Origin of the sequence: Nocardia veterana NBRC 100344, assembly GCF_000308855.1 — a bacterium.
Classification (GTDB): Bacteria; Actinomycetota; Actinomycetes; order Mycobacteriales; family Mycobacteriaceae; genus Nocardia; species Nocardia veterana.
Window position 1 is genome coordinate 1 of the sequence record NZ_BAGM01000029.1, and the last position, 25,600, is coordinate 25,600.

Below are 25,600 nucleotides of genomic sequence, written 5' to 3' on the forward strand. Positions count from 1 at the left end.
CACTACGAGGAATTGGCGGCGGCCGCCGTCGAGGCCGCCGGCCCACACGGCGTGCCGGGTGCCGAGGTGCTGCCGTTTCGCGTCGTCGAGACGGTGATCAATATCCGCTCCGACGAGGGCAGCTCGCCGGCGTACGCCGACACGGCGATCCCCGAGGCCGCGTTGCGACTGCTCGGTGTCACCGCCGATCCCGGCGAACTGCGCGGCGCCGCCGAGCGGCTGCTTCGCCGGCTCGACGCCCTGCGGTGAGGCCTGCCCGCCGCACTGTCGCCGGCCCCCGGGCCCGCCGTGCCGTTTCACGGACAACCGCGGGCGATGCGAGTGAGGGCGGCATGGTCGGCCGTGGTGATCGGCAGGCGGTAGCGCGCGGCCGTCGTGAGGTATTTCCCGGCGTAGAAGCAGTGATAGGCGCGCGCGGGCGGTAACCAGTCGGCGGGGGTGCGATCGCCCTTGTCCATATTCGCCGTGCCGTCGACGGCGAGCAGGTTGAAGTCGATGTCGTTGGCGAAACGCATCCGCTGCTCGGACGACCAACCCGCGGCACCCATATCCCAGGCAGCGGCGAGCGGATAGACGTGATCGATCTGCACCTCCCGGGCACGCGCCTTGTCGAATCCGATCGAGCGGCCGGTATACGGATCGCGAAGCGTGCCGGTCAGGACGACGCAATCGTGCGTACCCGGCCGGAACCGGACCGCATGCAACTGCCGGGCCAGCACCCCGTTGCGCGAATCGCATCCGTCGTGTCCACCCGGCCCGTCCTGATCGTCCGACCATGCCGGGCCGAACACGCAGCCGTGTCCGGACCCACAGTCGCGGTCGTATCCGCCCGGATGCGGTCGCTGTGGCACGACCTCGACCGTCGCGAGCAATTGCTCGATCCGCGCCCGGCTCGGACTACCCGGCGCGGGCTCCGGGGCACCGAGAACACCGCATCCGCCGACCACCAGAATCACCGCGACACTCGCCGCCCACGCGCCACCCCGTTCCCACCGCATGCCGCAGAACTACACCGAGTCGCCGACACCGGCCGGATCGCAACGGACGCAGCGGGTGCGTCTTGTCGATACGTCCGGAGAGTCCGGTTCGAATCGGTCGTCCCTCACCCTCACCACCTCGGCGCGCGGGGCGACCTTCGGCGCTCGCCGGGCTCGGTGACCGGCCCGTGCGACCGGGCCCTGCATCGATGTCGGTGGCGGCTGATTGGATGGACCGCATGCTGCACGGTTCGTGGTCGCCGGGGTCGGGGTTGGTGCTGTGGCGCCTGCCCGGCGCCGGCGCGCGACCGGCCGTGCCCGGTGCGGACACGCCACCTGCCGCTGCGCAATACACAGATCTGCCCGATCCGCTGGGCTCGATCGCGCGGTCGGCACGGTTCCGCCATCGCGTGCGGGTTCTGGTCGCCGGCGCGACCGGTCCCGAGGTCACCGAGGTCAGGGGGCACGCGCTGGCGCCCGCGGTGGCCGCGCGAGTACTCACGCAGCCGCTGCCGGACTCGGCGGTCGCGGCGGATCTGCGGTATCTCGCGCACGTCGCGCGCGGGTTGCGGCGCTGGGTGCGGGCCGGTCGCATTGTGCCCGAATTGCACCGCGCCGACGGGGAGTGGTGGGTGCGGTGGCGGCTCGTGGGCGGGCAGCGGCAGCGGGCCTGGCTCGCCGAACTGGCCGCCGCGATGCCGCCCGCGCTTCGGCTGCCGGAGTCCCGGTCGGCGGTCGCGATCCTCGAGGATCTGGTCGCCGAACTCGCCGATCCGCTCGCCCGGCTCGATCTGCGCGTTCCGGAACCGGCGCATCCGCTGTTGGCGGCCCTGGTCGCGGAGGTGCCGCTGGAATCCGGTTCGCATCGCGTCGCCTCGGTGCTCGAACAGTGGCGTGCCGGCCTCACCGTCGACGAACCCGAACTGGTGCTGCGCCTGCTCGAACCCGAGGACGATCCCGACGACGATCCGCAGGCGGTCGCGGCTCTCTGGCGCCTGGAGGTCTGCCTGCGTTCGGAAGGTGAAGCGCCGCAACCCGTTCCGGTTCAGGGCGATCCGGCGATGATCCGCCTGGCCGGGGAGAAGGTGGCCGCCGCGATCCAGGCCTATCCGCGGTTGCAGCAGGTGCCGCGGGATCCGTACGGGATGGACTTCCTGCTGCCGACGCCGGTGGTGCAGGAGCTGGTCGCGCACGGCGCGCACGAACTGCGCTCGGCCGGGGTGCAGGTGATGTTGCCGCGCGCCTGGCGCATCGTTTCGCCGAGTATGCGCCTGCGGGTGCAGTCGCCGGCCACCACCGACACCGCCGTCGGCCTGAGCGGTCTGGTGAGCTACCGCTGGGAACTGGCCCTCGGCGACACCGTCCTGACGCCGGCGGAGATGGGCCGGCTGATCCAGGCGAAATCCGATCTGGTGCGCCTGCGCGGGCAGTGGGTGCAGGCCGATCACCGCAGCCTGGCCGCCGCGGCGGCCTACCTGGAGGGACGCGTCGAGGACCGGCCCGCCACCCTGACCCAGCTACTCGGTGAGATCGCCGCCTCGCAGGTCCGCCAGGTTCCGATCGAGGAGGTGACCGCGACCGGCTGGGTGCGCGAACTTTTCGACAGCGTCCACGCCGGCGACACCGTCGAGCCCCCCGCCGGGCTGAAGGCACAGTTGCGCCCGTATCAGCTGCGCGGGCTGTCCTGGCTGGCGACGATGAACCGGCTCGGCTGCGGCGCCATCCTGGCCGACGATATGGGCCTGGGTAAGACCGTTCAGGTCCTCGCTCTGTTGGTGCACGAAAACGAGAGTGCGCCACGCGAGTCGGCACCCGGCCCGACTCTGCTGGTCTGTCCGATGTCGGTGGTCGGCAACTGGCAACGCGAGACCGAACGGTTCGCCCCCGGCCTGCGGGTGCTGGTACATCACGGCTCCGTGCGCCGCTCCGGCGCGGAACTCGATGCCGCCGTGGCCGATTCGGATCTGGTACTCACCACTTACGCCCTGCTGGCTCGCGATGTGGAGGAGCTGAAACGGCAGCCCTGGGAGCGGGTGGTCCTGGACGAGGCGCAGCACATCAAGAACGCCGCCACCCGGCAGGCGCGCGCGGCGCGGGCGATCCCGGCCCGGCATCGCCTGGCGCTCACCGGGACTCCGGTGGAGAACCGGCTCGAGGAACTGCGCTCGATTCTCGACTTCGCCGCGCCGAACGTGCTGGGCAAGCCCTCGGAATTCCATGCGCGGTTCGCGGTGCCGATCGAACGCGAACACGACGACAACGCGGTCAGCCGGCTGCGCGCCATCACCGCGCCGTTCGTGCTGCGCCGGGTGAAAACCGATCCGTCGGTGATCTCGGACCTGCCGGACAAGTTGGAGATGACCGTGCGCGCCAATCTCACCGTCGAGCAGGCCGCCCTGTATCAGGCGGTCGTCGACGATATGCTCGCCCAGCTGAAGGCGTCGCGGGCCACCGGTTCGACCGCGGTGAACATGGCCCGCCGCGGTGCCGTGCTGGCCGCGCTGACGCGGCTCAAGCAGGTGTGCAACCACCCCGCGCACTATCTGAGCGACGGCTCGTCGCTGTTGCGCCGCGGGCGGCATCGTTCCGGCAAGCTGGCGCTGGTGGAGGATGTGCTCGAAGCGGTGCTGGCGGAAGGGGAGCGGGCGTTGCTGTTCACCCAGTTCCGCGAGTTCGGCGACCTGATCACGCCCTATCTGAGCGAACGCTTCGGCACCACGATCCCGTTCCTGCACGGTGGTGTCGCCAAGAAGCGCCGCGACGGCATGGTCGAACGTTTCGCCGAGGCGGACGGCCCGCCCATCATGGTGCTCTCGCTCAAGGCGGGTGGTACCGGACTCAACCTCACCGCCGCCAACCATGTGGTGCATCTGGATCGCTGGTGGAATCCGGCGGTCGAGAACCAGGCCACCGACCGCGCCTTCCGCATCGGTCAGCGCCGCGATGTGCAGGTGCGCAAGCTGGTCTGCGTGGACACCATCGAGGAGCGCATCGACGACATGCTCACCGGCAAGCAGGAATTGGCGAATCTGACGGTCGGCGCCGGCGAGAACTGGATCACCGAACTGAGCACCGACGAATTGCGTGAGTTGTTCATGCTCGGCGCGGAGGCGGTCGGCGAATGAGCCCCGCACCCGATTTCAGCGGCTACGGCAAGCGCCGCCCGGTACGGGGCGGCGTCGAACCACGCAGTCGCCGTGGATCGTTCGCGCGCACCTGGTGGGGCCGCGCCTTCCTGGAGGCGGTGGAGGAGGTCGCCGACGCCGGCCGGCTCTCCCGCGGGCGCACCTACGCCCGGTCCGGACAGGTGGTCAGCTATCACGTCGAACCCGGTGCGGTCGCGGCCGAGGTGCAGGGCAGTCAGCCCCGCCCGTTCACCTCGGTGCTGACCCTGCGGGTGCTGCGCGACGAGCGGCTGGACGAATTGATCGACCGGGTTCGTAGCACGCCGGGCATGCTCGCCCAGCTGGCGTCGGGGGCGCTGCCGCAGGAGTTGGGCCCGCTGCTGCTGCCCACCACGGCGGCCGAACTCGACTTCTCCTGCACCTGCCCGGACGACGGCTGGCCGTGCAAACATGTGGCCGCGTTGTGCTACATCGTCGCCGAACGCCTGGACGAGACGCCCGCGCTGATGTTGACGTTGCGCGGCCTCGATCTCGACACCCTCATCCGAGGGGTCCAGGACGACGACGGGCCGACGGTGTCCGACGATCTGTACGGCGAGAACGTGGTGCTGCCCGACCTGCCGACGCCGCAGTTCCACCCCGCGATCGAGGATCTCGATCCGGTGCCGCTGCGGCAGGCGCTGCGCATGACCAGTGAGGACGAAGCGGTCGCCGAGACCGGGCTGCGCGAACTGCGGGCGCTCTACCGCGCCCTCGACACCGCGACATGACGACCGCCGCTCCTATGCTGACGTTATGAGCGAGCACCTCCGCGACGACCTGGGTGTCCCGGTCCCGCTGCCGCGGCCGGTGCGCCGGGTGGTGTCGCTGGTGCCGTCGCTGACCGAGGCGATCGCGGCGACCTGTCCGCGGCTGCTGATCGCCGCCACCGACTGGTGCACCCACCCGCCGGAGCTCGCGGTCGAGCGGGTGCGCGGAACGAAGAATCCGCATGTGCGGCGCATCGTGGAGTTGGCGCCGGATCTGGTGGTGTGCAATCAGGAGGAGAATCGCCGGATCGACGTCGACCGGCTGCGCGCGGCGGGAATTCCGGTGTGGGTCACCCGGATTCGCACCCTGGACGAGGCCTTCGCATCGCTGACACGGCTGTTCGGCGCCGCCCTCGGCGTGCCCGTTCCGGAGTGGCTGGAGCAGGCTCGTGCCGCCTGGTCGATCCCTGCGGCCGGGCCGGCCGTCGATGCGGTGATCCCGATCTGGCGCAACCCGTGGATGGTGGTCGGTCGCGACACCTTCACCGCCGACGTGGCCCGTCGGCTGGGATTGCGCCTGGTGCACGCCGACGGCGCCGAGCGCTATCCGACCGTGCCGGAATCCGACCTGACCCGCGGGGTGCGCCTGGCGGTGTTGCCCGACGAACCGTACGTTTTCACCGAAACCGATGGGCCCGAGGCCTTTCCGGGTACGGCCGTGGCCCTGGTCAGCGGGCGCGATCTCACCTGGTACGGCCCCTCGCTGGTCGGCGCCCGGGATCGGCTGAGCGCTCAGGTGGACCGGGCGCTGGACAGCTGAGCCGGTACTCGTTCGAAGGTGTAGTCGCCGAGATCGAAATGGGTTGCGCGCCAGGCGGCTTCGACGGTGCTCATCGGCTTCAGCGGTACGTCGCCGTGCTTGTCGAAATAGTAGCTGTTCGATACCGCACAGCTGTCCTGCCAGAACACCTGGCCGCCGCGCCGGGCCAGCATCTCACGGAAATAGCGCTCGTTGGCGGCCTCGGTCACCTCGATCCGGGTCGCGCCTCGGCGGCGAGCGTGCCGCAGCAGGCGCAGAATGTGCTGGGCCTGCATCTCGATGAGCGTGAAATAGGACGAGCCGTTGTACCCGTAGGGCCCGATGATCGAGAAGAAGTTCGGAAATCCCGGCACGCTGACCCCCTCATAGGCCTGCAACCGATTCTCGTCCCACCACTTCTCCAGGTCGCGGCCGCCGACGCCGGTCATATCGAAGGTCGGCATATTGCCCGATTCCATCACCTTGAATCCGGTCGCCAGGATCAGCACCTCCACCTCGTGCTCGATTCCGCTCGCCGTGCGCACACCGGTCGGGGTGATCTCGGCGATCGGATCGGTTTCCAGCAGCACATTGTCGCGGTTGAACGTGGCCAGATAGTCGTTGGAGAAACCCGGCCGCTTACAACCCAGGGCGTAGCGCGGGGTGAGCTTGTCCCGGATCACCGGGTCGTGCACCTGCTGCCGCAGATGGGCCAGCCCGGTGCGTTCACCCAGTTTGGCCAGCGGCAGCGTCGAATAGTAATGCGCCGAGAGTGGAAAAGTGAGTTCGACGAAGGCGTGGCTCGCCAGCCGGGAGATCGCGCGTCCGCCGGGCAGATGCCGCAGCGCCCAGCGCGCCGCGCCGGGCAGGGCGCGGTCCGGTCGGGGCAGGCACCAGATCGGCGTGCGCTGGAAGACCGTCAGCCGGGCGACCTCCGGCGCGATGGCCGGCACGATCTGCACGGCCGAGGCGCCGGTCCCGATGATCGCCACTCGCTTTCCGCGCAGATCCTGGTCGTGATCCCACCGCGAGGTGTGCATGGTGATGCCGGAAAACGATTCCACGCCGGGGATATCCGGCAGCTTGGGCCGGGTCAGCACACCGGTCGCGCCGATCACGTAGCGTGCCGTCAGCCGGTCGCCGTCGGCGGTGCACAACGTCCAGACCGACGCTTCCTCGTCGTATTCGGCGCTGGATATCGTGGTGCCGAAACGAATGCGCGGACGCAGACCGTATTTGTCCACACAGTGCTCGGCGTACTCCTTCAATTCGTTCCCCGGTGCGTAGATGCGCGACCATCGCGAACTCTGTTCGAACGAGTACTGATAGCTGAACGACGGAATATCCACGGCGATCCCGGGATAGGTGTTCCAATGCCAGGTACCGCCCACACCGTCGGCGTCGTCGACGAGGAGGAAATCGCGAAAACCCGCCTCGCGCAGCTGAATCGCCATCCCGATACCGGAGAATCCGGCGCCGACGATGATCACCTCGTGGTCGATGCTCATGGCTGCTCCCGTTCGTGTGGCCGTGCGCTGCTGTGCGCGAAGACGATGCAGTCGACGCGATGCTCGATCCCGTCGGCGGTGCGAATTCCCAACGGCGCCAAGGTGGCGATGGGCCAGGTCACCAGGTGACAGTTGGGCCGCTGCAAGGCCCGGTAGTAGTGGTTGTGGCGGCGGATGCCGGACTCGTCCTCGGGTGTCAGCTGGCGCCGCACCCACGGATCGCGGACCTGCAGTCGCAAATTCGCCCGGGCGGCGGCCCGGGCCAGCCGCGCCGGCAGCCACGCGGACAGTCCGGCCACGGGGAGCCGGGGCAGCATCCACACCGGATTCTGCTGGAACACCGTGACCTTGTCCGCTCGCGCGACCACCGGCGGCAACACCCGCGCCACCGCGGCGGCGTCACCCACGACCGCGACCCGGCGCCCGCGCAGCTCCCATCGGCCGTCCCAGTGCGTGCAGTGAATCCGTTCGCCGGTGTAGTCCTGCGACCCACGCGGCTCCGCGACCGCGCCGGTCATTTCGCCACCGGCTCGTAGGTGAGTGCCCGCGACCACGACGGCGGCGGCCCGAACAGCCGCACCGGCAGCCGGTCGATCCCGAGGTTGAGCGCGTCCACGGCCAGCTGCATGGGCTGCACCCGGTGAATCGTCATCCGGGCGTGATGGCGAACGACGTGATACAGCGGCAGCCGGCGGATGGCGGGGGAGCGGTCACCCACGGTTTCGTAGCGCCGCACCGCGTTCCACAGTTTCTCCTCGTCCAGCCCCAAGGCGACGATATTGGCAGCCATCCGCGACAGCAGCGGTGCGTACAGCAGGGCGCCGAGTGCGAACGACGGCCGCAGGGCGAAGCCCGCCGTCTCGATGGCCAGCCGGCGCATCGGCCCGGCGCCGAGCTGTTCGAGCACCTGGAAGCCGACGGCCAGATGGCGCGACTCGTCACTGTTGATGTGCCGGAAAACCTCGTGGCACAGCGGATCTCGCACCTCGTCGAGCAGGAACTTGACGAGCGCGCCGTCCAGGGCCGTTTCCAGGGAGGGGATGACCGTGCCGAGGACGGGTAGCGTGAGATCGTCGGCGTAGCGGTCGAGCCATTCGATGACGAGCCGAATGTTGTTGTTGGGCACCGGCATCGCGGAAGAGGCGCCCGAGGAACCGGTCTCGGGCAGCATGCCCCAGCGGCGCATCAGTGCCAGTTCGGCGTTGGCGTGTTTCTGTTCCTCGGCGTGGAAGTACCGGTAGATCTCGCGCAGGGCACCCGGGGGCGCCTTGCGGGTCAGCGCCGCGAATCCGCGCGCACCGACGTGTTCGATCCAGACCAGATCCGCCATGAACGCCGCCAATCGCGGCCGCTGCTCGGCGGTGATCAGGTCGGCTCCGGGTGCGTCCCAGTCGATATCGGCCAGGGCCCACTGCCGGTCCTTGATCGTCGCCAGCATGTCCGGGTATGCGAACGCCATTGTTCGACCTCCTCACGAGCTACCGCATCAGTCGTTCCAGCAGCCCGGTGACCTGGGTGTACGGGCCGGGCAGCAGGCGCTTGGACTGCCAGATGAGTTTCGCCTCGACCTGCGGCACCACGTAGAGGCGTCCGTGGTCGACGGCGTCGAGAGTGGTGCGCGCGATCGCATCGGGCGAGCGGCCCGTCCACTGCAGCATCACCTCGCCCCACCGCGCCGTCGTCGGATCGGTGATGTCGGCGTCGCGCAGAATATTGGTCCGCACGGCGGTCGGGCACAACGCGGTCACGGTGACGCCGGTACCGGCGAGTTCGGCCGCGAGGGTTTCCGACAGGGCGAGCACGCCGGCCTTGCTGACGTTGTAGGCGGCCATCCGGGGCGCGACGCCGAATGCCGCGGCCGATGCGGTGTTGACGATGGCCCCGCGGCCGGCGGCGCGCAACCGGGGCGCGAAGACATGGCACCCGTGCACGACGCCCCACAGGTTCACGTCGAGAACCTGATGCCACTGCTCCAGCGACGCCGCACCGATCACCTCGCCACCGCGCCCGATACCGGCGTTGTTGATCACCACCTCGACCGGTTCGCCGAACCATCGTTCGGCCGTATCGGCAAGGGCCGCAACCTGTTCCGCATCGCGGACATCGCACTCGACATCCAGCGCGGTACCGCCCGCCGTCGCGATGTCGGTGGCCGTCCGCCGGGCCGCCTCCGGGTCCAGATCGGCGCAGACCACCCGGCCCCCGCGCCGGGCCAGCTCGGTCGCGAATCCACGGCCGATACCGCTGCCGGCGCCGGTGACCACCGCGTTCGCGCGTTCGGTGCGGCGGGAACCGCCGAAGGGATTGAGCCGCATGTGAACTCCCGTGCCGTCGCTGGCCGCGCGGACGGGAGAACGAGGCAATTGGTGTCGCCTGCCCTCATTGGCCGCGCATGCCACCAATTAGGCGCGCGATGCGGCAGAATGTCAACCATGAGTGCGCGACCACCGGCGCAGACCTCGCACGGCGCCCCCCGAGCCGCGGGCGCCGAACGCGCGGCGCGCGTCTGGGGTGGCCGCACTCCCGAACAGCGCCGTGCCGAGCGCCGGGCCCGGTTGCTGGCCGCGGCGCTCGACATCTGGTTGGACAGCGGCTGGGCGGCCGTCACCATGCGCGGCGTCTGCGGCCGCGCCGGCCTCAACGACCGCTATTTCTACGAGCATTTCGCCGACCGTGACGATCTGCTCGCCACGGTGTGGGACGAGGTGTGTCTCGAGGTCTTCGGTGAGCTGACCGCCGTGATCGCGGAGAACATCGGCCGCGCGCCGCTGGAGATCCTGCACGCCGCGATCGCCCGCGCCGTCGCATTGCAGACCGACGGCCCGGCCCGCATCCTCTCCGGCGACCACGCCGGCAGCGTGATCCTGGAGGAACGCCGCTCGAAGATGCTCACCGACGCCACCGATTGGTTGCTGGCCGCGGCCGAACCCTACCTCCGCCCGGGCGTGGACCCACTGTCGCTACGCATGAGCACCCTGATGGGTATCGGCGGTTTCGCCGAACTGCTCGCCGCCTGGCGCGCCGGGACCCTGGATGTGGACGCCGATCGCCTGATCGAACACACCGCCGCACACGCAACACTCCTGTCGACCCAGTATTTGGAGATCACGCCCCGGTGAGGGGTTGTGCAGGAGCGCGGCGGAAATCACTCGTCGGCGGAAGTCTCCTTCGGGAGATACCGCAACAGCGCGACATCGCCGATCTGGGACACCTCGACCAGCTTCATGCGCCGACGAGGGCCGCCGGGGAATGCCGCCGGGTTGACGAATCGCGGTGCATCCGACTGTCCGATCAGCAGGGGAGCGACGGCGACGTGTAGCTCATCGGCAAGTCCTGAGGCAAGCACCGCGGTGTGGATGGTGGTGCCGCCCTCGATCATCAATCGGCCGATACCGCGAGCGCCGAGATCGTCGAGAAGGGTACCGAAATCGACCGCGGCGCCCAGCGGTACAACGGTAGCCAAGTCGCCGAGGTGTGCGCGCAGCCGTTCCGCGGCGGCGGCAACGGTGTACACGATCGGACGGCGCTCCTCCACTCCGTGGTGCCAGAACCTAGCCTCTCGGTCGAGTTCGCCGGAAGCCGTCACCACGACCTTCTGCAGATGCGCGGGTTTTCCTGCGGCGGCGCGTTTTTCGAGCCGCTGCGGACTCTTGACGATCAAGCGTGGGTTGTCCCGCCGTAGCGTCTGCGCGCCGATCAGGATCGCATCGCACTCGGCCCGGACCGCGTCGACACGGTCGAAATCCGCCGCATTGGACAGGTAGAGGCGCTCGGGAACGGTGTCGTCGATATACCCGTCCACGCTCACCGCCACCGACAGCACTACATAGGGCCTGGGCAACTTGCCGCCTTCCACTGCTCGAACTCGTCCCTGAACTCGCGGACGTCAGGCTGCCTGCTGAGTGGGTCCATGAGTCCGGCGAGCGTGGTCACGCGCTCCATGATCCGTCCTGATCCGGTGGCGATGCCAATACACAAGGCTTGCCTTCCCGCTGATGCCGCAGGTTCGATGTCGCCCGCGGCAAGGTGAGCCACCGCGGATCGCGCCAGATAGACTCCGCGGTCACGGGGATACCCCGTTTGCATACCGGCCGTCGCGGCATCGAATTGCCTTGCAGCAGAGGAATGTGCGCCGAGGGTGAAGCGGCTGTGTGCTTCGGAGGCATCGATGTAGGAATGATCGAGGAAGAACCCCCATGCCGGATCGGGGTCGGCCGTCTCGACCAGGCGGCGGGCCGCGTCGTAGGCACGTGCACACTCGTCGGCCCTGCGTTCGAGTGACAGTGCGTGTGCGCCGTACGCAACAGCCGCTGCGGCGAACAGAGAATTGCCCGGCACTGCACGTCTTGCGGCTGCGGCGAGTTCACCGCTGCCGGCGCCGTCTCCTCGATCCGCTGCCAGCTGGCTCATGCGCACGAGCGACAGACCGATGCTGTAGTTGTCGCCGAGCTGATGCGCCCAAGTCAAGCCCCGCTCGGTCCATTGCTGCGCTTCATGGAACATCCGTTGATCCTGATACTGCCAGGCCGCTGTCTCCGCATACAGCGCAAGCACCCGGAGAATATCTCTGGAATCGACGACTTTGGCCTGCCGCAGAGCTTGCATTCGAGCGATGGCGTCGACGACTTCGGCCAGCGTGCTGGCCGAGCCGTAGATGTTGTCCGCTTCGATGATGCTCATTCGTTTGTGCAGAAAAAACCCGACGTGGTCGATTCGGCTATCGGCGAACGCTGCGGCCAGGGGAGAACTCGACATGGCTCCGTCGACGAGCATACCGACCGCGCGGGCGCCGACTCCGGCGATGAACGCGCGGCGCGGTACGGACATCAAGGTAACGTCCCCCGAAGTGGTGTGCATCGGAACGAAAATCTGATCGGCACCTGCCGTGCGGCCAAGCGCTACCTCGCACTGCGATTCGATGTCCGGCGGCGCAAGAAGAGCCCAGAACCTCTCTGCCACAGCGGGTTCGGCTTCGCGCAATTTTCGGTCCATGCGGGCGGCGTAGGGACCCGACAGCTCGATGGTTTCGCGCCGTCTCTCCCACTTTCGCACCGCATCGACCGACACACCGACGTGGGTAGCGAACGCTTCACGTTTCATACCGAGCGCGCGGCGGAGCGCAGAGGTCTCTCTTCCGGTCCATCGTCCACATGATCGCATCGGCTGTATCCGTCGTCGGGAGGTGAGTACGCCGAGAGTACCCCCTCCGTGCCCCTTCCGTCCCTGGTCGGGGCGGTGTGACCGCGAGAGGCTTGGGCAGCACTCGCCGCCGGGTCGACACCGGTTCCTGATCCGCTCCTCGGCGGCGGGTGCTCACCGGACAGAGGGGAGCGCACTGTGAGACGTCTGCCGACTGCATTCGGATGGATCGATCCGATGGTTACCGCTGCGGTGGAATGGGATGCGGCGCAGGTGATTCGACTTGCTCGGCGCCTGGGGTACGGGCTGTTGTGGCCGCCGGAGGATACTCTGCTGCCGGTGGTCGACCAGGTTCGCTCGACCGGCGTCGATGTGGTGATCACCCCGTCGCCGTCCCATCTCGACGTGCTCGAACTGCACGCGATCATGTGTGTCGCGGATGTCGAAACAGTCTGCCCGCGAATGTCTTTCGCCCGATGGTCCGCTTTCGCGTCCGGCGGGACGGAATGATCACCTCGGGTCTGCTGGTCGCCCTCGGGATACCGCTGGTGGTTCTCGTCTGGGCGGTGTGCTGGCCGACTCCGGAGAACCGGGGGTCCGAGAAGGACGGCTACGCACCACCGACCCGGGCGATGCCGACACCGACGCAGCATCGGGCCAGGACGTGGTGGACGCGAATCGCGTTGTCATTCAGTGTTTTTCCTCGACCCCGTAGGCGCGGAGAAAGGTATCCGCAGCACTTTCGGCGATCGCGTCGAGTTCGGTGGCGGCGATCTCGCGGGTGCCGAAGCGGGTGCGGGACTCCAGTGGGCCGGTCAGCAGGGCCAGGAACTGTTCGGCGGCGCGCTCGGGATCGCAGGGGCGCAGGCGTCCGCGCAGGGCCAGGCGCGCGAACCGGTCGGCCAGTGCCTCGGCGAGCCGGAAGGAGGTGCGGTCGCCCACGGTGAGGATCAGATCGGGGAAGGTGCTCGCCTCGGCGTAGGTGAGGGCGCGCAGGGCGTGGGCGCGGGGGCCGGCGCAGATGCGCAGCAATCCCTGTGCGGCGCAGAGCAGGGCCGGTCCCGGGTCCTCGTCGGCGGCGCGCAGTGGTTCGATTACCTGCACGCACTGCCCGCCGATCTCGTCGGCCACGGCCTCGACCGCGCTGCGAAACAGCGTCTCCTTGTCCCGAAGATGGTTGTACACAGTCGGTTTCGCGACCCCGGCGGCATCGGCGATCTCCTGGACGCAGGTCCGCTCGTAGCCGCGCTGGGCGAAGACGGTGAAGGCCACGTCCAGGATCGCCTGCCGCTTGTCGATACGTCCGCGCGTCGTCGCCTTGGTCACCTCGGAATTCTACCGGCCGATCCAGTCGGATGAACTGGCGGACCCTTGCTGAACTACAGATAAGTTCACTAGATTGAACCAGTCAGTTCAAATGAGGAGGAGATCATGATCGTCCACACCCTGCGCTTCGCATTCCGGGACGAAGCGACCGAGGCGGATCGAGAGAAGGTGCTCGCCACGATGCGCCGGACGGCAGCGGTCGAATCGGTGACGTTCTCGACCGTCGGACCGGCCGTCGTGAACGATCCGGACAGCGGCTACACCCACGCCTATTGCGTGGCCATCGCCGATCTGGACGCCCTCGAGCGGATATGCACGATCCGGTGCACCTGGCCGGCGATCCGGAGATCATTCCGCATCTGGCGAAACTGCACATCGGGCCGGATGTGACCGACGACCCGGATCCGGAGCTGGGTGCCAAGATCATGGCCATCAACGAGCGCAAGCTCGCCGCCTATCCCGAATGGGCCGAGCTGATGGCGTCGATTCCCGAGGTGCGGGTCGGCTGAGTTGCGGCCGGCGCGCGCAGGGCGGTGCGGGTGAATTCCTGCTGATCGGGGCGTTCGCGGTGACCGTATTCGCCGGACTCGAATATGTCGCGCTGCGCCGGGACACCCGTGGGTGACGAGACGATCGCGCCGGTTCGGCGGACAGCTAGGTCAGCAGCTCCGCGTCGATTCCGTAGACCCTCTGCGCGTTGGTGCGGAAGACCTGTTCGAGTTCTTCCGCGCTACCACCGCGGTCGGCGAGCACGTCGATCACCGCCTGTGCGCTGTTCGCGATCGTCGTAATCGGTTTGTCCACCGGATAATTCGATCCCCAGATCAGCCGGTGTGCGCCGAAGACGTCGAAGGCATGGTGCAGCAGGGCCGCCGCGCGATCGAGCAGCTCCGCCACCGAGGTCGTGGTACCGCGCGCCGGCACGGGATGACCGAGGATCGGCATGGCCAGGCCGCTGACCTTGGCCATCACATTGGGATGGGTTGCGAGCGTGGCGATATCGTCGCGCCACTGCACGAACAGCTCGCGGCGGCGGCCCGGATGGGTGCCGGTGTCCTTACCGATCGGACCGAAGATGCCCGCGGGTGTGCCGAGGTGGTTGAGCACGATCGTCACCTCCGGATAGCGCCGGGCCAGCGCGGTGACCTCCGGAATCTGATGCGAATACACCCATGCCTCGAACGAGAGCCCCCGTTCGGCGAGCACCGCGAAACCGTCGAGGAAGTTCGGATCGGTCAGGGCGCCCTCGGCCTTGCAGAACGAGCGCACGCCCGGATCCGGGTGGTGGGCCACCATGGTGCGGATCCCGCGGAACAGCGGCGAGGCGGACTGATGTTTGTCGATCAGTTCGGAGAAACCCGGGGCGGCCGGATCGCCGCTGCCGATGATGGCGCCCAGCGCCGGGGTGTCGACCCCGAACGGCAGGCTGGCCACCCAGCGCGTCTCATCGGCCTTGGCATCCGGCGCCCGCCCGGCCCATTCCACCTCGATATGTACCAGCGCCTCCACCGGCACGGCGCCCATATCCTCGCGATAGTCGGCCGGCAGATACGGTCGCAGATAGGCGTCCGGAACGCCGACGAAATCGCGGTCCCGTTTCGGCGCCAGCCGTGCGGCCTTGTCCACGGGCACCGGCACGAATCGGAACAGCTTCGCCAGCATGCTGAAATCCCGCGGGGTGTTCAGCGGATCCCACTGATGGATATGCGCGTCCACAACGCTGATACCGGCGAGGTCCATGGCGCCCTTCCGTCGCATTTCGGCGATGTCCGTGATCAGGGCATTGTCACACGTGCGGGCATCCGCGCGGGCCACATCCGAGGCTCGCTCACACATTGCGGCGGTATTGCCCGCCGACGGTGAAGAAGCAGTCGGTGATCTGCTGCAGCGTGCAGACCCGGGCGGCGTCCATCAGCACCTCGAAGACATTCTCGTCGCCGCGCGCGGCCGCCTCGAGCCGGGCCAGCGCTTCCTGCGCCGCGTCGCGGTGGGCGGCGACGAATTCCTCGGTGCGCCGCAGCTGGGACTGTTTCTCGGCCTCGGTGCCGCGGGCCAGTTCCAGCACCTGATGGGTTTCGCCGTGCGGATTGCGGAAGGTGTTGACCCCGATGATCGGCAGGGAACCGTCGTGTTTGCGCTGTTCGTAGCGCATCGACTCGTCCTGGATGCGGCCGCGCTGATAGCCGGTTTCCATCGCGCCGAGCACGCCGCCGCGTTCGCTGATCCGCTCGAATTCGGCGAGTACCGCCTCCTCCACCAGATCGGTGAGCTCGTCGATGACGAAGCTGCCCTGGAGCGGGTTCTCGTTCATCGCCAGGCCCCATTCCTTGTTGATGATCAACTGAATGGCCAGGGCGCGGCGCACCGATTCCTCGGTGGGTGTGGTCACCGCCTCGTCGTAGGCATTGGTGTGCAGGCTGTTGCAGTTGTCGTAGATCGCGATCAGGGCCTGCAGCGTGGTGCGGATGTCGTTGAAATTCATCTCCTGGGCGTGCAGCGAACGCCCGGAGGTCTGAATGTGATACTTCAACTTCTGCGACCGTTCGTTCGCTCCGTATTTGTCGCGCATCGTGATCGCCCAGATGCGCCGGGCCACCCGGCCGATCACCGAATATTCCGGGTCCATCCCGTTGGAGAAGAAGAACGACAGGTTCGGCGCGAAATCGTCGATCGCCATCCCGCGGGCCAGATAGGCCTCCACATAGGTGAAACCGTTCGCGAGGGTGAACGCCAGCTGGCTGATCGGATTCGCCCCCGCCTCCGCGATGTGATATCCGGAGATCGACACCGAGTAGAAGTTGCGAACGCCGTTGCGCACGAACCATTCCTGGATGTCGGCCATCATGCGCAGGCTGAATTCGGTGGAGAAGATGCAAGTGTTCTGGCCCTGATCCTCCTTGAGGATGTCGGCCTGGACGGTACCGCGCACCGTCGCCAGGGTGCGCGCGCGGATATCGGCGGCCTCGTCCGCATTCGGCTCGCGTCCGGTGGTCTCCCGGAACCGGGCCAGCGCTTGATCGATCGCGGTGTTGAGGAAGAAGGCCAGAATCGTCGGCGCCGGGCCGTTGATGGTCATCGACACCGAGGTGTTCGGCGCGCTCAGATCGAATCCGTCGTAGAGCGCCTTCATATCGTCGAGGGTCGCGATCGAAACACCGGAGGTGCCGACCTTGCCGTAGATGTCCGGCCGCGGCGCCGGATCGTGCCCGTAGAGAGTCACCGAGTCGAAGGCGGTCGAGAGCCGTTTGGCCTCGGCGTGTTCGGACAGCACCTTGAACCGGCGGTTGGTCCGGAACGGATCGCCCTCCCCGGCGAACATCCGTGCCGGATCCTCGTTGTCGCGCTTGAAGGCGAAGACCCCGCCGGTGAACGGGAACCGCCCCGGCAGATTCTCCGAACGCAGGAAGCGCAGCAGCTCGCCGTGATCGGTGAACCGTGGCAGGGCGACCCGCGGAATCGAATTGTCCGACAGCGTGGTTCGCCGCAGCGGGGTGCGGATCTCCCGATCCCGGACCCGGACCACCTGTTCCGCACCGCGATAGGATTCGACCACGTCGGGCCAATCACGCAGCAACGCAGCCGATTCCGGGTCGAGTTCGGCGTCGGCGCGGGTGCGCAGGTCGGTCAGGGTCCGGCGCGTCGCGGATATCTCCGGGGCAGCCGCCGCCGTGCCGGTCCCACCGTCGTCCGGCAGTTCGGCCAGCACCTGGTCCAACCGCTGCACCTGCTGGGCGGCGATCACCTGCCGCCGGGTGTGCGCGTGATAATCCCGCACGGTCTCGGCGATCTCGGCCAGATACCGTACCCGGTCCGGCGGAATGATCTGCGCGAACCGGGTGGAGACCCGGGTGTCGACCCGCGGCAGGACGCCCGTTTCCAGCGGCAGTCCGCGCTCGCGCAGCAGACCGGCCAGGTGCTGGTAGAGCGCGGTCACGCCGTCGTCGTTGAATGTCGCTGCGCTGGTGCCGAATACCGGCATGTCCTGCGGCGCCGATCCGAACGCTTCCCGGTTGCGGAGCAGCTGGCGGGACACGTCGCGCAGCGCATCCTCGGCACCGCGCCGCTCGAACTTGTTGATGGCGACCACATCCGCGAAATCGAGCATGTCGATCTTCTCGAGCTGGGAGGCGGCGCCGAATTCCGGCGTCATCACATACATCGAGATGTCGACATGGTCGATGATGGCGGCGTCACCCTGGCCGATTCCCGGCGTTTCGAGGATCACCAGATCGAATCCGGCGGCCTTGCACGCCAGGATCATCGCGTCGATATTGGTCGGCAGTTCGTGGGCCCCGCGGGTCGCCAGCGATCGGAAATAGACGTGCTCGGCATCGAGCGAGTTCATCCGGATGCGGTCGCCCAGCAGCGCTCCGCCGCCGCGGCGGCGGGTGGGGTCGACGGCGAGGATCGCCACCCGCACCTTGTCCTGCTGATCGGTGCGCAGTCGCCGGACGAGTTCGTCGGTGAGTGAGGACTTTCCGGAGCCGCCGGTACCGGTGATGCCGAGCACCGGCACGGTCCGTCCGGTGGCCGCCGCCCGCAGCCGGTCCAGGTCCGCGGCCGGCAGCGCGTCGGCCTGCAGGCAGGTCAGGGTGCGGGCCAAGGCGAATCGCTCCCCGGCGAGCACCGCCTCCACCGGGGCCGGCTCGGTCGACAGGTCGATATCGCAGGTCCGGATCAGCTCGTTGATCATCCCCGGCAGCCCGAGCTGCTGACCGTCCTCGGGGGAGAAGATGCGCACCCCGGCCGCCGCCAGCCGCTCGATCTCCTCCGCGACGATGACCCCGCCCCCGCCGCCGAAGATCTTCACGTGCCCGGCGCCCGCCTCGCGAAGCGCGTCGGCCAGGTATTCGAAGTATTCGACGTGACCGCCCTGATACGAGCTGACCGCGACGCCTTGCACATCCTCGGTCAGCACCGCGTCGACCACCTCGTGGACCGCGCGGTTGTGCCCGAGATGGATCACCTCGGCGCCTTGGGACTGCAGGATCCGCCGCATGATGTTGATCGCCGCGTCGTGCCCGTCGAACAGGGCAGCCGAGGTGACGAAACGGACGGGATGGACCGGAACGTGCAGGTCGGCCATTGTCACCCTCCACAGGGCCCCGCGCGGTAGCGCCGCGCGCTTACGCTTGGCGTCCCGATAGTAGGACGTCAAATCAACTGTACTGTGACGTCGGCCACCGCGCTATCGGTGAGATGAATCACAGGAACGGGACTTAAATACTTGGACGTCCAACTATAGGGTGGCCATGTACCGCGTCGATCGGCGTGGAGGTATCGACCGCATCGAGAACAGGACTGGCATGGTTCGCGAACTGACTCATTTCATCGGCGGGCAACGAGTCCCCGGGACGTCCGGCACGTTCGGTGATGTCTACGACCCGAGTTCCGGGCAGGTGCAGGCGCGGGTGCCGCTGGCAACCAAGGCCGAGGTCGAGAGCGCGATCGCGAATGCCGCTGCGGCACAGCCGACTTGGGCCGCGTTCAACCCGCAGAAGCGGGCGCGGGTGCTGATGAGGTTCGTTTCGCTGGTGCAGGCGGAGATGGATTCGCTGGCCGCCCTGCTGTCCAGCGAACACGGCAAGACCATCGCCGACGCCAAGGGCGATATCCAGCGCGGGCTCGAGGTGATCGAATTCGCGATCGGAATTCCGCATCTGCTCAAGGGTGAGTACACCGAGAGCGCCGGTACCGGAATCGACGTGTACTCGATGCGGCAGCCGCTCGGCGTGGTCGCCGGTATCACCCCGTTCAACTTCCCGGCCATGATTCCGCTGTGGAAGGCGGGACCGGCCCTGGCCTGCGGTAACGCCTTCGTGCTCAAGCCGTCCGAGCGCGATCCCTCGGTGCCGCTGCGGCTGGCCGAGCTCTTCCTCGAGGCCGGACTGCCGGCCGGTGTGTTCAACGTGGTCAACGGCGACAAGCAGGCGGTCGACACGCTGCTGACCGACGAGCGGATCAAGGCCGTCGGCTTCGTCGGCTCCACCCCGATCGCGCAGTACATCTACGAAACCGCCACCGCCAACGGTAAGCGCGCGCAGTGCTTCGGCGGCGCCAAGAACCACGCGATCGTGATGCCCGACGCCGATCTCGACGACGTCGCCGATCAGCTGATCGGCGCCGGCTACGGGTCCGCCGGTGAGCGCTGCATGGCCATCTCGGTGGCGGTGCCGGTCGGTGCGGAGACCGCGGAGCGGCTGCGCGCCAAGCTGGTGGAGCGCATCGGCAAATTGAACGTCGGCCGCTCCGATGATCCGGGCGCCGACTTCGGCCCGCTGGTCGGCCGCGACGGCGTGGACCGGGTGAACGACTACATCCGGATCGGGGTCGACGAGGGCGCCGAACTGGTGGTCGACGGCCGGGGCCTGAAGGTCGACGGCGCCGAGGACGGATTCTTCGTCGGCGCAACGCTTTTCGACCGGGTTACGCCGGAGATGCGGATCTACAAGGAGGAGATCTTCGGGCCGGTGATGGCGATCGTGCGCGCCGCCGACTACGAGGAGGCGCTGCGCCTGCCCAGCGAGCACGAATTCGGCAACGGCGTCGCGATCTTCACCCGCGACGGCGATACCGCTCGTGACTTCGCCGCGCGCGTGCAGGTCGGCATGGTCGGCATCAATGTGCCGATTCCGGTGCCGATCGCGTACCACACCTTCGGCGGCTGGAAGGCGTCGGGTTTCGGCGATCTGAACCAGCACGGCCCCGACTCGATCCGCTTCTACACCAAGACCAAGACCGTCACCCAGCGCTGGCCCCAGGGTCTGCGGACCGCACCGGCCGCCGGGACGGGCACCGACCACTTCGTCATCCCGACCATGGACTGACCCATGTTCGTACTGGACGAGGACGAGAAGGCGATCACCGAGACCGCCCGCAGTTTCGCCGACGAGCTGCTCGCCCCGAACGCGCTGGAATGGGATGAGCGGAAACACTTTCCGGTCGACGTGATCCGCAAGGCCGGTTCGCTCGGCATGGGCGGTATCTACGTCGGCGAGGATGTCGGCGGGTCGAATCTGCGCCGACTGGACGCGGTGCGCATCTTCGAGCAGCTGGCGACCGGTTGCCCGGCCGTCGCGGCCTACATCTCCATCCACAACATGGCGACCTGGATGATCGACAGCTACGGCACCGACGCCCAGCGCCACCGGTGGCTACCCGGTCTGACCTCGATGGATCTGCTGGCCAGCTACGCGCTCACCGAACCGGGAGTCGGGTCGGACGCGGCCGCGCTGAGCACCAGGGCGGTGCGCGACGGCGCGGACTATCTGCTCACCGGGGTGAAGCAGTTCATCTCCGGCGCGGGCAGCACCGATGTGTACGTCCTGATGGCGCGCACCGAGGACGCGGGCGCCCGCGGCATCTCCGCGTTCATCGTGCCCGCGGACACTCCCGGAATCTCCTTCGGCGCCAACGAGAAGAAGATGGGCTGGAATGCTCAGCCCACGCGGCAGGTCATCCTCGACGAGGCTCGGGTGCCGGCGGCGAATCTGCTCGGCGGTGAGGGCAACGGATTCCGGATCGCCATGAACGGCCTCAACGGCGGCCGGCTCAACATCGCGGCCTGTTCGCTGGGCGGCGGCCAGTCCGCGCTCGACCGGTCCGTGGCATATATGGCCCAGCGCAAGGCATTCGGTGCCCGGCTGCTCGACAACGCCGCCCTGCAGTTCGACCTCGCCGATATGCGCACCTCGCTGGAGGCGGCGCGGACCCTGCTGTGGCGGGCCGCGGCCGCACTCGATGCGGATGCCCCCGACAAGGTGGAGCTGTGCGCGATGGCCAAGCGCTTCGCCACCGATGCGGGCTTCGAGGTCGCCAACAAGGCATTGCAACTGCACGGTGGCTACGGCTACCTGGCCGAATACGGGATCGAGAAGATCGTGCGCGACCTGCGCGTGCACCAGATTCTCGAGGGAACCAACGAGATCATGCGAGTCGTGGTGGCTCGCTCGGTAGTCGGCGCGGCGTGAGCGGTCAGCGCCCGGAGGAGGCAGCGTGCGTAACCACGGAGGGCGCCCGCTCGTGCCGAATGGATACAGCGTGAGCGGTCAGCGCCCGGAGAAGGCGGCGTGCGTAACCACGGAGGGCGCCCGCTCGTGCCGAATGGATACAGCGTGAGCGGTCAGCCACGGCGGAAACAGTGTGAGGAAAGCTATGAGTGAAGCGGAAGTACTGTTCGACAAGCGGGACGGCGTCGGCGTCATCACGCTCAACCGGCCCAAGGCCATCAACGCGCTCAATCATCCGATGGCGCAGGCGATTCTGGCCACGCTGCGGGACTGGGCGGCCGACGACGAGGTGCGCACGGTGGTGCTCACCGGCGCCGGGGAGCGTGGGCTGTGCGCGGGCGGCGATATCGTCGCCATCCACACCGATGCGAAAAACACCGTGGCGAACGGGGATTCGGCCTATCAGGCCGCCGAGTCGCCGAGCGGGCGGTTCTGGCGCGACGAGTACATCCTCAACGCCTATATCGGTCGCTACCCGAAACCGTATGTGGCGATCATGGACGGCATCGTCATGGGCGGCGGCGTCGGCCTGTCCGCGCACGGCGGTCATCGCATCGTGACCGAGCGGTCCATGGTCGGCATGCCCGAAACCGGGATCGGCTTCATCCCGGATGTCGGCGGCAGCTACCTGCTGTCGCACGCGCCCGGTGAGCTGGGCACCCATATCGCCCTGACGACCGCGCGCATGAGCGCCGGCGATGCGATCGCGGCCGGATTCGCCGATACTTTCGTTGCCTCCGAGCGTATTCCGGCCCTCCTGCAGCGGCTGCGCGAAACCGATGCCGCGACCGCGATCGCCGAATTCGCCGAGCCGGCGCCGGAATCCGATCTGGCGGCCCAGCGGTCCTGGATCGACGCCTGCTACAGCGCCGACACCGTCGAGGAGATCGTGGCTCGGTTGCAGCGCCACGACACCCCCGAAGCGGCCAAGGCGGCCGGTGACATGCTGTCGAAGTCGCCGGTGGCGCTGAAGGTGACGCTGCGCTCGCTGCGCGCCGCGCGTTCGGTCGTCAGCCTGGAGCAGGCGTTGAACGCGGAGTACCGGGTGTCGGTGGCCGCGCTGACCAGCCACGACCTGGTCGAGGGCATCCGCGCGCAGGTCGTGGACAAGGACCGCAACCCGCAGTGGTCGCCGGCGACGCTGGCCGAGGTGTCCGACGACCTGGTCGCCGGCTACTTCGGCGCGCTCGGCGATCGCGAACTGGGCCTGACCGAGTCGGAGGTATGAGATGAGCACCGAAACCACGCCCGCGACAACGAAAGTCGCCTTCCTCGGCCTCGGCCACATGGGCGGTCCGATGGCCGCCAATCTGGTCCGGGCCGGCTACGAGGTGCTGGCCTACGATCCGGCGCCCGCCGCCCGGGAGCAGGCGCGCGCCGACGGTGCGACCGTCGTCGACGCCGCCGCGGCCGCGACCGCGGAGGCGGATCTCGTGATCACCATGCTGCCCAACGGCCGCATCGTGCTCGACGTCTACGCCGACGTGCTGTCGGCGGCCAAACCGGGAACGTTGTTCGTCGACTGCTCGACCATCGACGTCGCCGATGCCAAGCAGGCCGCGCACCTCGCGGTGGCGGCCGGGCACCGGGCGCTGGACGCCCCGGTCTCCGGGGGCGTCGGCGGTGCCACCGCGGGCACCCTCACCTTCATGGTCGGCGGTCCGGCCGAGGATTTCGCGGCCGCCCTCCCGGTGCTCGAGGTGATGGGTGGCAAGGTGGTGCACTGCGGCGGCGCCGGTGTCGGCCAGGCGGCCAAGATCTGCAACAACATGATGCTCGGCATCTCCATGATCGGACTGTCCGAGGCGATCGTGCTGGGCGAGAAGCTCGGGTTGACCCACGACAAGTTCTACGACGTGGTCTCCACCGCCTCGGGCCAGTGCTGGTCGCTCACCAGCTACTGCCCGGTGCCGGGCCCGGTGCCGACGAGTCCGGCGAACAACGACTACCGGCCCGGATTCGCCACCGCGCTGATGACCAAGGATCTCGGCCTGGCCGCGAATGCGCTGCGAGACAACGGGGTCGAGGGCCGGTTCGGGCTGCTGGCGGCCGAGATCTACGACCGGTTCAACCGGTCGGCGGGCGATAAGGACTTCTCCGCTATCGTCACCGATATTCGGAATCGAAGTCATCGCAGCAGCTCAGAGGGTTGAGCTACCGGCCGAACCGGGTCGAAACCGTTAGATTGCCGTCATTTTCCGGGTACAGGCCCTCCAGAGCTTCGGCGTAGTCGACAGCCGCACGCTTGTACCCCTGACGGTCGATGTAGTGACGGGTAGCCATCGAGGATCCTTCCGAGTGGCCGAGCTGAGCACTGGCGCACTTGCTGTCGCCAGTCTTGCCGGTTACCTCGGTGGCTACCGTGTCACGCAGATTGCCCCACGTCATCCACTCCAAATCGGTTCCCGCGCGCAGGCATTCCAACGCATAGCCGACGACATCCGTGGAGATCGGCTGACCGTCAATCGTGAACATCAGCGCCATTTCGTCGACCGGGCTGCAGAACCGTTTCCATGCCCTGAGTTCACTCGTGAGCCAGCGGGGAAGCGTGACGTAGTAGGAGTCCCCGGCCTTGCGCGTGTCCTGCCTGTGCGCCTTCCGGCCCGGCGATTTCACGATTGTGCCGCAGACGTGCAGCACCGCCCTGTCTACCGTCTCGTCATCCAAGTCCGGAATATCGAACCAGCGCACCGCCAGACCTTCTCCCGGACGCACACCGGTACCCAGCACGGTAAGTCCGAACGGAAGTACGTAGTCGTGGCCGCGAGGCGTTCTTCCCTTGTCGCACAACAACTTTACAAACTCGGCACGGTTGACCGCATCGAGCGCTCGTTGCCCGCCACCATTCAAATCCGGGCGCGGAACCAGACGCATCGGCGAATCGTCGTAGAGGCCCTGAAGGGTCAGCATCCGGAACACGGCGGTCAAGATGGTGTGATGCTGCAATGCCACACCCGGCGCAATCTCTGCGATATCCGCGATGTACGAGGCAAGCTCAGACGGGCGGCCGGCCTCTGCGATGCTGAACGCCCCAAGCTCGACGTCCAGTTTGATCGCGTCGGACTTCGCCCGCGGACCCTCGTTCGGGTAGATCACGCCAAGGTACGTGTTGTACGTCTTTTCCCTGATCTCGCCCTTTTCGAGCCGTTGCCGAAGCAGGTCGGCATGGTGCTTGAACACCGCACTCATCTTGTCGGTTGGCTTGAACAGCACAACCTTCTCTGTCCGCCGCTTCCGACGCACAGATCCTTTGAACCGGTTCTTTTCGAAGTTCTCCCAGAACGCGGCCATGCACAGGTCACGGGTCGGACCACTGCCGGACGAACGGACGTATTCACCGTTGATCGCACGGTGACGAACCTCCGAAAGCCGCCAGATGCCATCAGCACCCTTCGTGGGCTGGAGCTTGTCTTTCGGCGGATAGCCGCCAGGTTCGAGCGCTTCACGAGGCATTACGCTGCCTCCGACATGAGCGAATTCTCATAGGCCAGAACGTCAGCCAGTTGGTATCGAACCTGACCGCCGACCTTCACGAACCGCGGCCCCTTCTGCGGAGAGAGAGCCGCCCAATTCGCCAACGTCTTCGGCCTGATACGCCACCGCTCGCCAAGCTCTTCCCGGGTCAACCAAATCCGTTCGTCGCTCATTGCTGCACTCCTATGCTGCGATCTGGGTTGCCGAATGTTGTTGTTCGCCTGGTGGACTGGCTTGCAGGCGGGCGGTTTCGTATTGGGCGCGCCATTTGATCCGCTGGGCGATCGAGGCCATGATCAGGTGCTCTCGCGGTGGCACGTTCTTGTCTCCCGGTTCGACCGGTTTCACGATCAGCCGGGACGGGTCGGGGCGTTGGATGCCGACCTGGGCGAGGATTTGCCGAACGAATTCGGCGCGGTCGGCCTTGTGGTCCGGGAGGGTCTTGCCGGTCCAGCGACGCGACACCAGGACGCGGCGGCCGCGCAGGCCGAGAG

Annotated in this window: 24 protein-coding genes and 1 pseudogene; 12 read left to right on the plus strand and 13 right to left on the minus strand. The window is 67.7% G+C overall.

Features of this window, described 5'->3' with window-relative positions; all coding sequences use genetic code 11:
- Window positions 1-249: pseudogene (locus tag ON37_RS34430) on the plus strand (TetR/AcrR family transcriptional regulator); the annotation flags it as partial.
- Between the two features lie 47 nt (window positions 250-296).
- Here ON37_RS34430 and ON37_RS05510 read toward each other — a convergent pair.
- Window positions 297-998, minus strand: coding sequence for an HNH endonuclease family protein (locus ON37_RS05510; RefSeq protein WP_040717455.1), 702 nt, complete (start codon window positions 996-998; stop codon window positions 297-299).
- A 218-nt stretch (window positions 999-1,216) separates the two neighbouring features.
- On the opposite strand from ON37_RS05510, the gene ON37_RS05515 reads away from it, so the two are divergent.
- From ON37_RS05515 to ON37_RS05525, 3 genes are read left to right on the plus strand one after another with little or no spacing between them, the layout of a single operon-like run.
- Window positions 1,217-4,102, plus strand: a complete 2,886-nt coding sequence (locus ON37_RS05515) for a DEAD/DEAH box helicase (RefSeq protein ID WP_174362072.1) — start codon at window positions 1,217-1,219, stop codon at window positions 4,100-4,102.
- The gene (locus ON37_RS05520; protein ID WP_040717460.1) at window positions 4,099-4,872 is read left to right on the plus strand and encodes an SWIM zinc finger family protein; all 774 of its coding nucleotides are present in this window, start codon (window positions 4,099-4,101) and stop codon (window positions 4,870-4,872) included. Before ON37_RS05515 ends, ON37_RS05520 begins: the two co-directional genes overlap by 4 nt.
- A 25-nt stretch (window positions 4,873-4,897) precedes the next feature.
- The gene (locus tag ON37_RS05525) at window positions 4,898-5,671 is read left to right on the plus strand and encodes a helical backbone metal receptor (RefSeq protein WP_040717462.1); all 774 of its coding nucleotides are present in this window, start codon (window positions 4,898-4,900) and stop codon (window positions 5,669-5,671) included.
- Here the strand turns inward: ON37_RS05525 and ON37_RS05530 are convergent.
- Genes ON37_RS05530 through ON37_RS05545 form a run of 4 tightly spaced genes read right to left on the minus strand, consistent with a single transcriptional unit; the run spans window position 5,644 to window position 9,473 of the window.
- The gene (locus ON37_RS05530) at window positions 5,644-7,158 is read right to left on the minus strand and encodes a flavin-containing monooxygenase (protein ID WP_040717465.1); all 1,515 of its coding nucleotides are present in this window, start codon (window positions 7,156-7,158) and stop codon (window positions 5,644-5,646) included. The genes ON37_RS05525 and ON37_RS05530 overlap by 28 nt on opposite strands.
- Complete coding sequence (locus ON37_RS05535; protein ID WP_040717468.1) at window positions 7,155-7,676, minus strand: NAD(P)/FAD-dependent oxidoreductase; 522 nt, start codon at window positions 7,674-7,676, stop codon at window positions 7,155-7,157. The genes ON37_RS05530 and ON37_RS05535 overlap by 4 nt, the downstream gene beginning before the upstream one ends.
- Window positions 7,673-8,617 (minus strand): hypothetical protein, encoded by a 945-nt coding sequence (locus ON37_RS05540; RefSeq protein WP_040717471.1) that lies wholly within the window; start codon window positions 8,615-8,617, stop codon window positions 7,673-7,675. Before ON37_RS05540 ends, ON37_RS05535 begins: the two co-directional genes overlap by 4 nt.
- Before the next feature lie 19 nt (window positions 8,618-8,636).
- Window positions 8,637-9,473: an SDR family NAD(P)-dependent oxidoreductase gene (locus ON37_RS05545; RefSeq protein ID WP_040717474.1), complete on the minus strand. Its 837-nt coding sequence runs from the start codon at window positions 9,471-9,473 to the stop codon at window positions 8,637-8,639.
- A gap of 117 nt (window positions 9,474-9,590) precedes the next feature.
- On the opposite strand from ON37_RS05545, the gene ON37_RS05550 reads away from it, so the two are divergent.
- On the plus strand, window positions 9,591-10,277 hold the full coding sequence (locus ON37_RS05550; RefSeq protein WP_051031238.1) for a TetR/AcrR family transcriptional regulator: 687 nt from the start codon (window positions 9,591-9,593) through the stop codon (window positions 10,275-10,277).
- Between the two features lie 26 nt (window positions 10,278-10,303).
- On the opposite strand, the gene ON37_RS05555 is transcribed toward ON37_RS05550, so the two are convergent.
- Together ON37_RS05555 and ON37_RS30805 are read right to left on the minus strand one after the other, a co-directional pair.
- Entirely contained in the window at window positions 10,304-10,999 is a 696-nt protein-coding gene (locus ON37_RS05555) for a RibD family protein (RefSeq protein WP_040717509.1), read from the minus strand.
- A complete protein-coding gene (locus tag ON37_RS30805; protein WP_505785471.1) occupies window positions 10,981-12,318 on the minus strand; it encodes a helix-turn-helix domain-containing protein in 1,338 nt (445 codons plus the stop codon). Before ON37_RS30805 ends, ON37_RS05555 begins: the two co-directional genes overlap by 19 nt.
- A 216-nt stretch (window positions 12,319-12,534) precedes the next feature.
- Between ON37_RS30805 and ON37_RS05565 the strand changes: the two genes are divergently transcribed.
- Window positions 12,535-12,807: a hypothetical protein gene (locus ON37_RS05565; protein WP_051031240.1), complete on the plus strand. Its 273-nt coding sequence runs from the start codon at window positions 12,535-12,537 to the stop codon at window positions 12,805-12,807.
- A 180-nt stretch (window positions 12,808-12,987) separates the two neighbouring features.
- Here ON37_RS05565 and ON37_RS05570 read toward each other — a convergent pair whose 3' ends face one another.
- On the minus strand, window positions 12,988-13,623 hold the full coding sequence (locus ON37_RS05570; RefSeq protein WP_040717480.1) for a TetR/AcrR family transcriptional regulator: 636 nt from the start codon (window positions 13,621-13,623) through the stop codon (window positions 12,988-12,990).
- A gap of 105 nt (window positions 13,624-13,728) precedes the next feature.
- On the opposite strand from ON37_RS05570, the gene ON37_RS05575 reads away from it, so the two are divergent.
- Both ON37_RS05575 and ON37_RS34435 read left to right on the plus strand, forming a co-directional pair.
- Window positions 13,729-14,013, plus strand: a complete 285-nt coding sequence (locus tag ON37_RS05575) for a Dabb family protein (protein WP_245553060.1) — start codon at window positions 13,729-13,731, stop codon at window positions 14,011-14,013.
- A complete protein-coding gene (locus tag ON37_RS34435) occupies window positions 14,010-14,132 on the plus strand; it encodes a hypothetical protein (RefSeq protein ID WP_281004669.1) in 123 nt (40 codons plus the stop codon). Before ON37_RS05575 ends, ON37_RS34435 begins: the two co-directional genes overlap by 4 nt.
- Window positions 14,133-14,277: 145 nt before the next feature.
- On the opposite strand, the gene ON37_RS05580 is transcribed toward ON37_RS34435, so the two are convergent.
- Window positions 14,278-15,459, minus strand: coding sequence for an amidohydrolase family protein (locus tag ON37_RS05580; RefSeq protein WP_245553062.1), 1,182 nt, complete (start codon window positions 15,457-15,459; stop codon window positions 14,278-14,280).
- On the minus strand, window positions 15,452-18,709 hold the full coding sequence (gene icmF, locus ON37_RS05585) for a fused isobutyryl-CoA mutase/GTPase IcmF (protein ID WP_040717484.1): 3,258 nt from the start codon (window positions 18,707-18,709) through the stop codon (window positions 15,452-15,454). Before icmF ends, ON37_RS05580 begins: the two co-directional genes overlap by 8 nt.
- Before the next feature lie 220 nt (window positions 18,710-18,929).
- Here icmF and ON37_RS05590 point away from each other — a divergent pair, with 220 nt between their 5' ends.
- The 4 genes from ON37_RS05590 (at window position 18,930) to mmsB (ending at window position 23,785) form a co-directional block, all read left to right on the plus strand.
- Window positions 18,930-20,450, plus strand: a complete 1,521-nt coding sequence (locus tag ON37_RS05590; RefSeq protein ID WP_040717487.1) for a CoA-acylating methylmalonate-semialdehyde dehydrogenase — start codon at window positions 18,930-18,932, stop codon at window positions 20,448-20,450.
- A 3-nt stretch (window positions 20,451-20,453) separates the two neighbouring features.
- Complete coding sequence (locus tag ON37_RS05595) at window positions 20,454-21,593, plus strand: acyl-CoA dehydrogenase family protein (protein ID WP_040717489.1); 1,140 nt, start codon at window positions 20,454-20,456, stop codon at window positions 21,591-21,593.
- Window positions 21,594-21,777: 184 nt separating this feature from the next.
- Complete coding sequence (locus tag ON37_RS05600; RefSeq protein ID WP_040717491.1) at window positions 21,778-22,860, plus strand: enoyl-CoA hydratase/isomerase family protein; 1,083 nt, start codon at window positions 21,778-21,780, stop codon at window positions 22,858-22,860.
- Between the two features lies 1 nt (window position 22,861).
- Window positions 22,862-23,785, plus strand: a complete 924-nt coding sequence (gene mmsB / locus ON37_RS05605; RefSeq protein WP_040717495.1) for a 3-hydroxyisobutyrate dehydrogenase — start codon at window positions 22,862-22,864, stop codon at window positions 23,783-23,785.
- Window position 23,786: 1 nt separating this feature from the next.
- Here mmsB and ON37_RS05610 read toward each other — a convergent pair whose 3' ends face one another.
- From ON37_RS05610 to ON37_RS05620, 3 genes are all read right to left on the minus strand, one after another.
- Window positions 23,787-25,085 (minus strand): site-specific integrase, encoded by a 1,299-nt coding sequence (locus tag ON37_RS05610; protein ID WP_157171358.1) that lies wholly within the window; start codon window positions 25,083-25,085, stop codon window positions 23,787-23,789.
- On the minus strand, window positions 25,085-25,279 hold the full coding sequence (locus tag ON37_RS05615) for a hypothetical protein (protein ID WP_040717501.1): 195 nt from the start codon (window positions 25,277-25,279) through the stop codon (window positions 25,085-25,087). The genes ON37_RS05610 and ON37_RS05615 overlap by 1 nt, the downstream gene beginning before the upstream one ends.
- Window positions 25,280-25,289: 10 nt before the next feature.
- On the minus strand, window positions 25,290-25,600 hold a 311-nt coding region (locus ON37_RS05620), incomplete at its 5' end, for a replication initiator (protein WP_040717503.1).

What these genes read in the sequence shown, in the direction of transcription:
- ON37_RS05615 (WP_040717501.1), bottom strand. Translation starts at nt 25,279, where the DNA reads ATGAGCGACGAACGGATTTGGTTGACCCGGGAAGAGCTTGGCGAGCGG.
- ON37_RS05610 (WP_157171358.1), bottom strand. Translation starts at nt 25,085, where the DNA reads ATGCCTCGTGAAGCGCTCGAACCTGGCGGCTATCCGCCGAAAGACAAG.
- ON37_RS05565 (WP_051031240.1), top strand. Translation starts at nt 12,535, where the DNA reads ATGGTTACCGCTGCGGTGGAATGGGATGCGGCGCAGGTGATTCGACTT.
- ON37_RS05575 (WP_245553060.1), top strand. Translation starts at nt 13,729, where the DNA reads ATGATCGTCCACACCCTGCGCTTCGCATTCCGGGACGAAGCGACCGAG.
- ON37_RS05550 (WP_051031238.1), top strand. Translation starts at nt 9,591, where the DNA reads ATGAGTGCGCGACCACCGGCGCAGACCTCGCACGGCGCCCCCCGAGCC.
- mmsB (WP_040717495.1), top strand. Translation starts at nt 22,862, where the DNA reads ATGAGCACCGAAACCACGCCCGCGACAACGAAAGTCGCCTTCCTCGGC.
- ON37_RS05540 (WP_040717471.1), bottom strand. Translation starts at nt 8,617, where the DNA reads ATGGCGTTCGCATACCCGGACATGCTGGCGACGATCAAGGACCGGCAG.
- ON37_RS05600 (WP_040717491.1), top strand. Translation starts at nt 21,778, where the DNA reads ATGAGTGAAGCGGAAGTACTGTTCGACAAGCGGGACGGCGTCGGCGTC.
- ON37_RS05535 (WP_040717468.1), bottom strand. Translation starts at nt 7,676, where the DNA reads ATGACCGGCGCGGTCGCGGAGCCGCGTGGGTCGCAGGACTACACCGGC.
- ON37_RS05590 (WP_040717487.1), top strand. Translation starts at nt 18,930, where the DNA reads ATGGTTCGCGAACTGACTCATTTCATCGGCGGGCAACGAGTCCCCGGG.
- ON37_RS05580 (WP_245553062.1), bottom strand. Translation starts at nt 15,459, where the DNA reads ATGTGTGAGCGAGCCTCGGATGTGGCCCGCGCGGATGCCCGCACGTGT.
- ON37_RS05510 (WP_040717455.1), bottom strand. Translation starts at nt 998, where the DNA reads ATGCGGTGGGAACGGGGTGGCGCGTGGGCGGCGAGTGTCGCGGTGATT.
- ON37_RS05525 (WP_040717462.1), top strand. Translation starts at nt 4,898, where the DNA reads ATGAGCGAGCACCTCCGCGACGACCTGGGTGTCCCGGTCCCGCTGCCG.
- ON37_RS05595 (WP_040717489.1), top strand. Translation starts at nt 20,454, where the DNA reads ATGTTCGTACTGGACGAGGACGAGAAGGCGATCACCGAGACCGCCCGC.
- ON37_RS05515 (WP_174362072.1), top strand. Translation starts at nt 1,217, where the DNA reads ATGCTGCACGGTTCGTGGTCGCCGGGGTCGGGGTTGGTGCTGTGGCGC.
- ON37_RS05545 (WP_040717474.1), bottom strand. Translation starts at nt 9,473, where the DNA reads ATGCGGCTCAATCCCTTCGGCGGTTCCCGCCGCACCGAACGCGCGAAC.
- ON37_RS05530 (WP_040717465.1), bottom strand. Translation starts at nt 7,158, where the DNA reads ATGAGCATCGACCACGAGGTGATCATCGTCGGCGCCGGATTCTCCGGT.
- ON37_RS30805 (WP_505785471.1), bottom strand. Translation starts at nt 12,318, where the DNA reads ATGCGATCATGTGGACGATGGACCGGAAGAGAGACCTCTGCGCTCCGC.
- icmF (WP_040717484.1), bottom strand. Translation starts at nt 18,709, where the DNA reads ATGGCCGACCTGCACGTTCCGGTCCATCCCGTCCGTTTCGTCACCTCG.
- ON37_RS05520 (WP_040717460.1), top strand. Translation starts at nt 4,099, where the DNA reads ATGAGCCCCGCACCCGATTTCAGCGGCTACGGCAAGCGCCGCCCGGTA.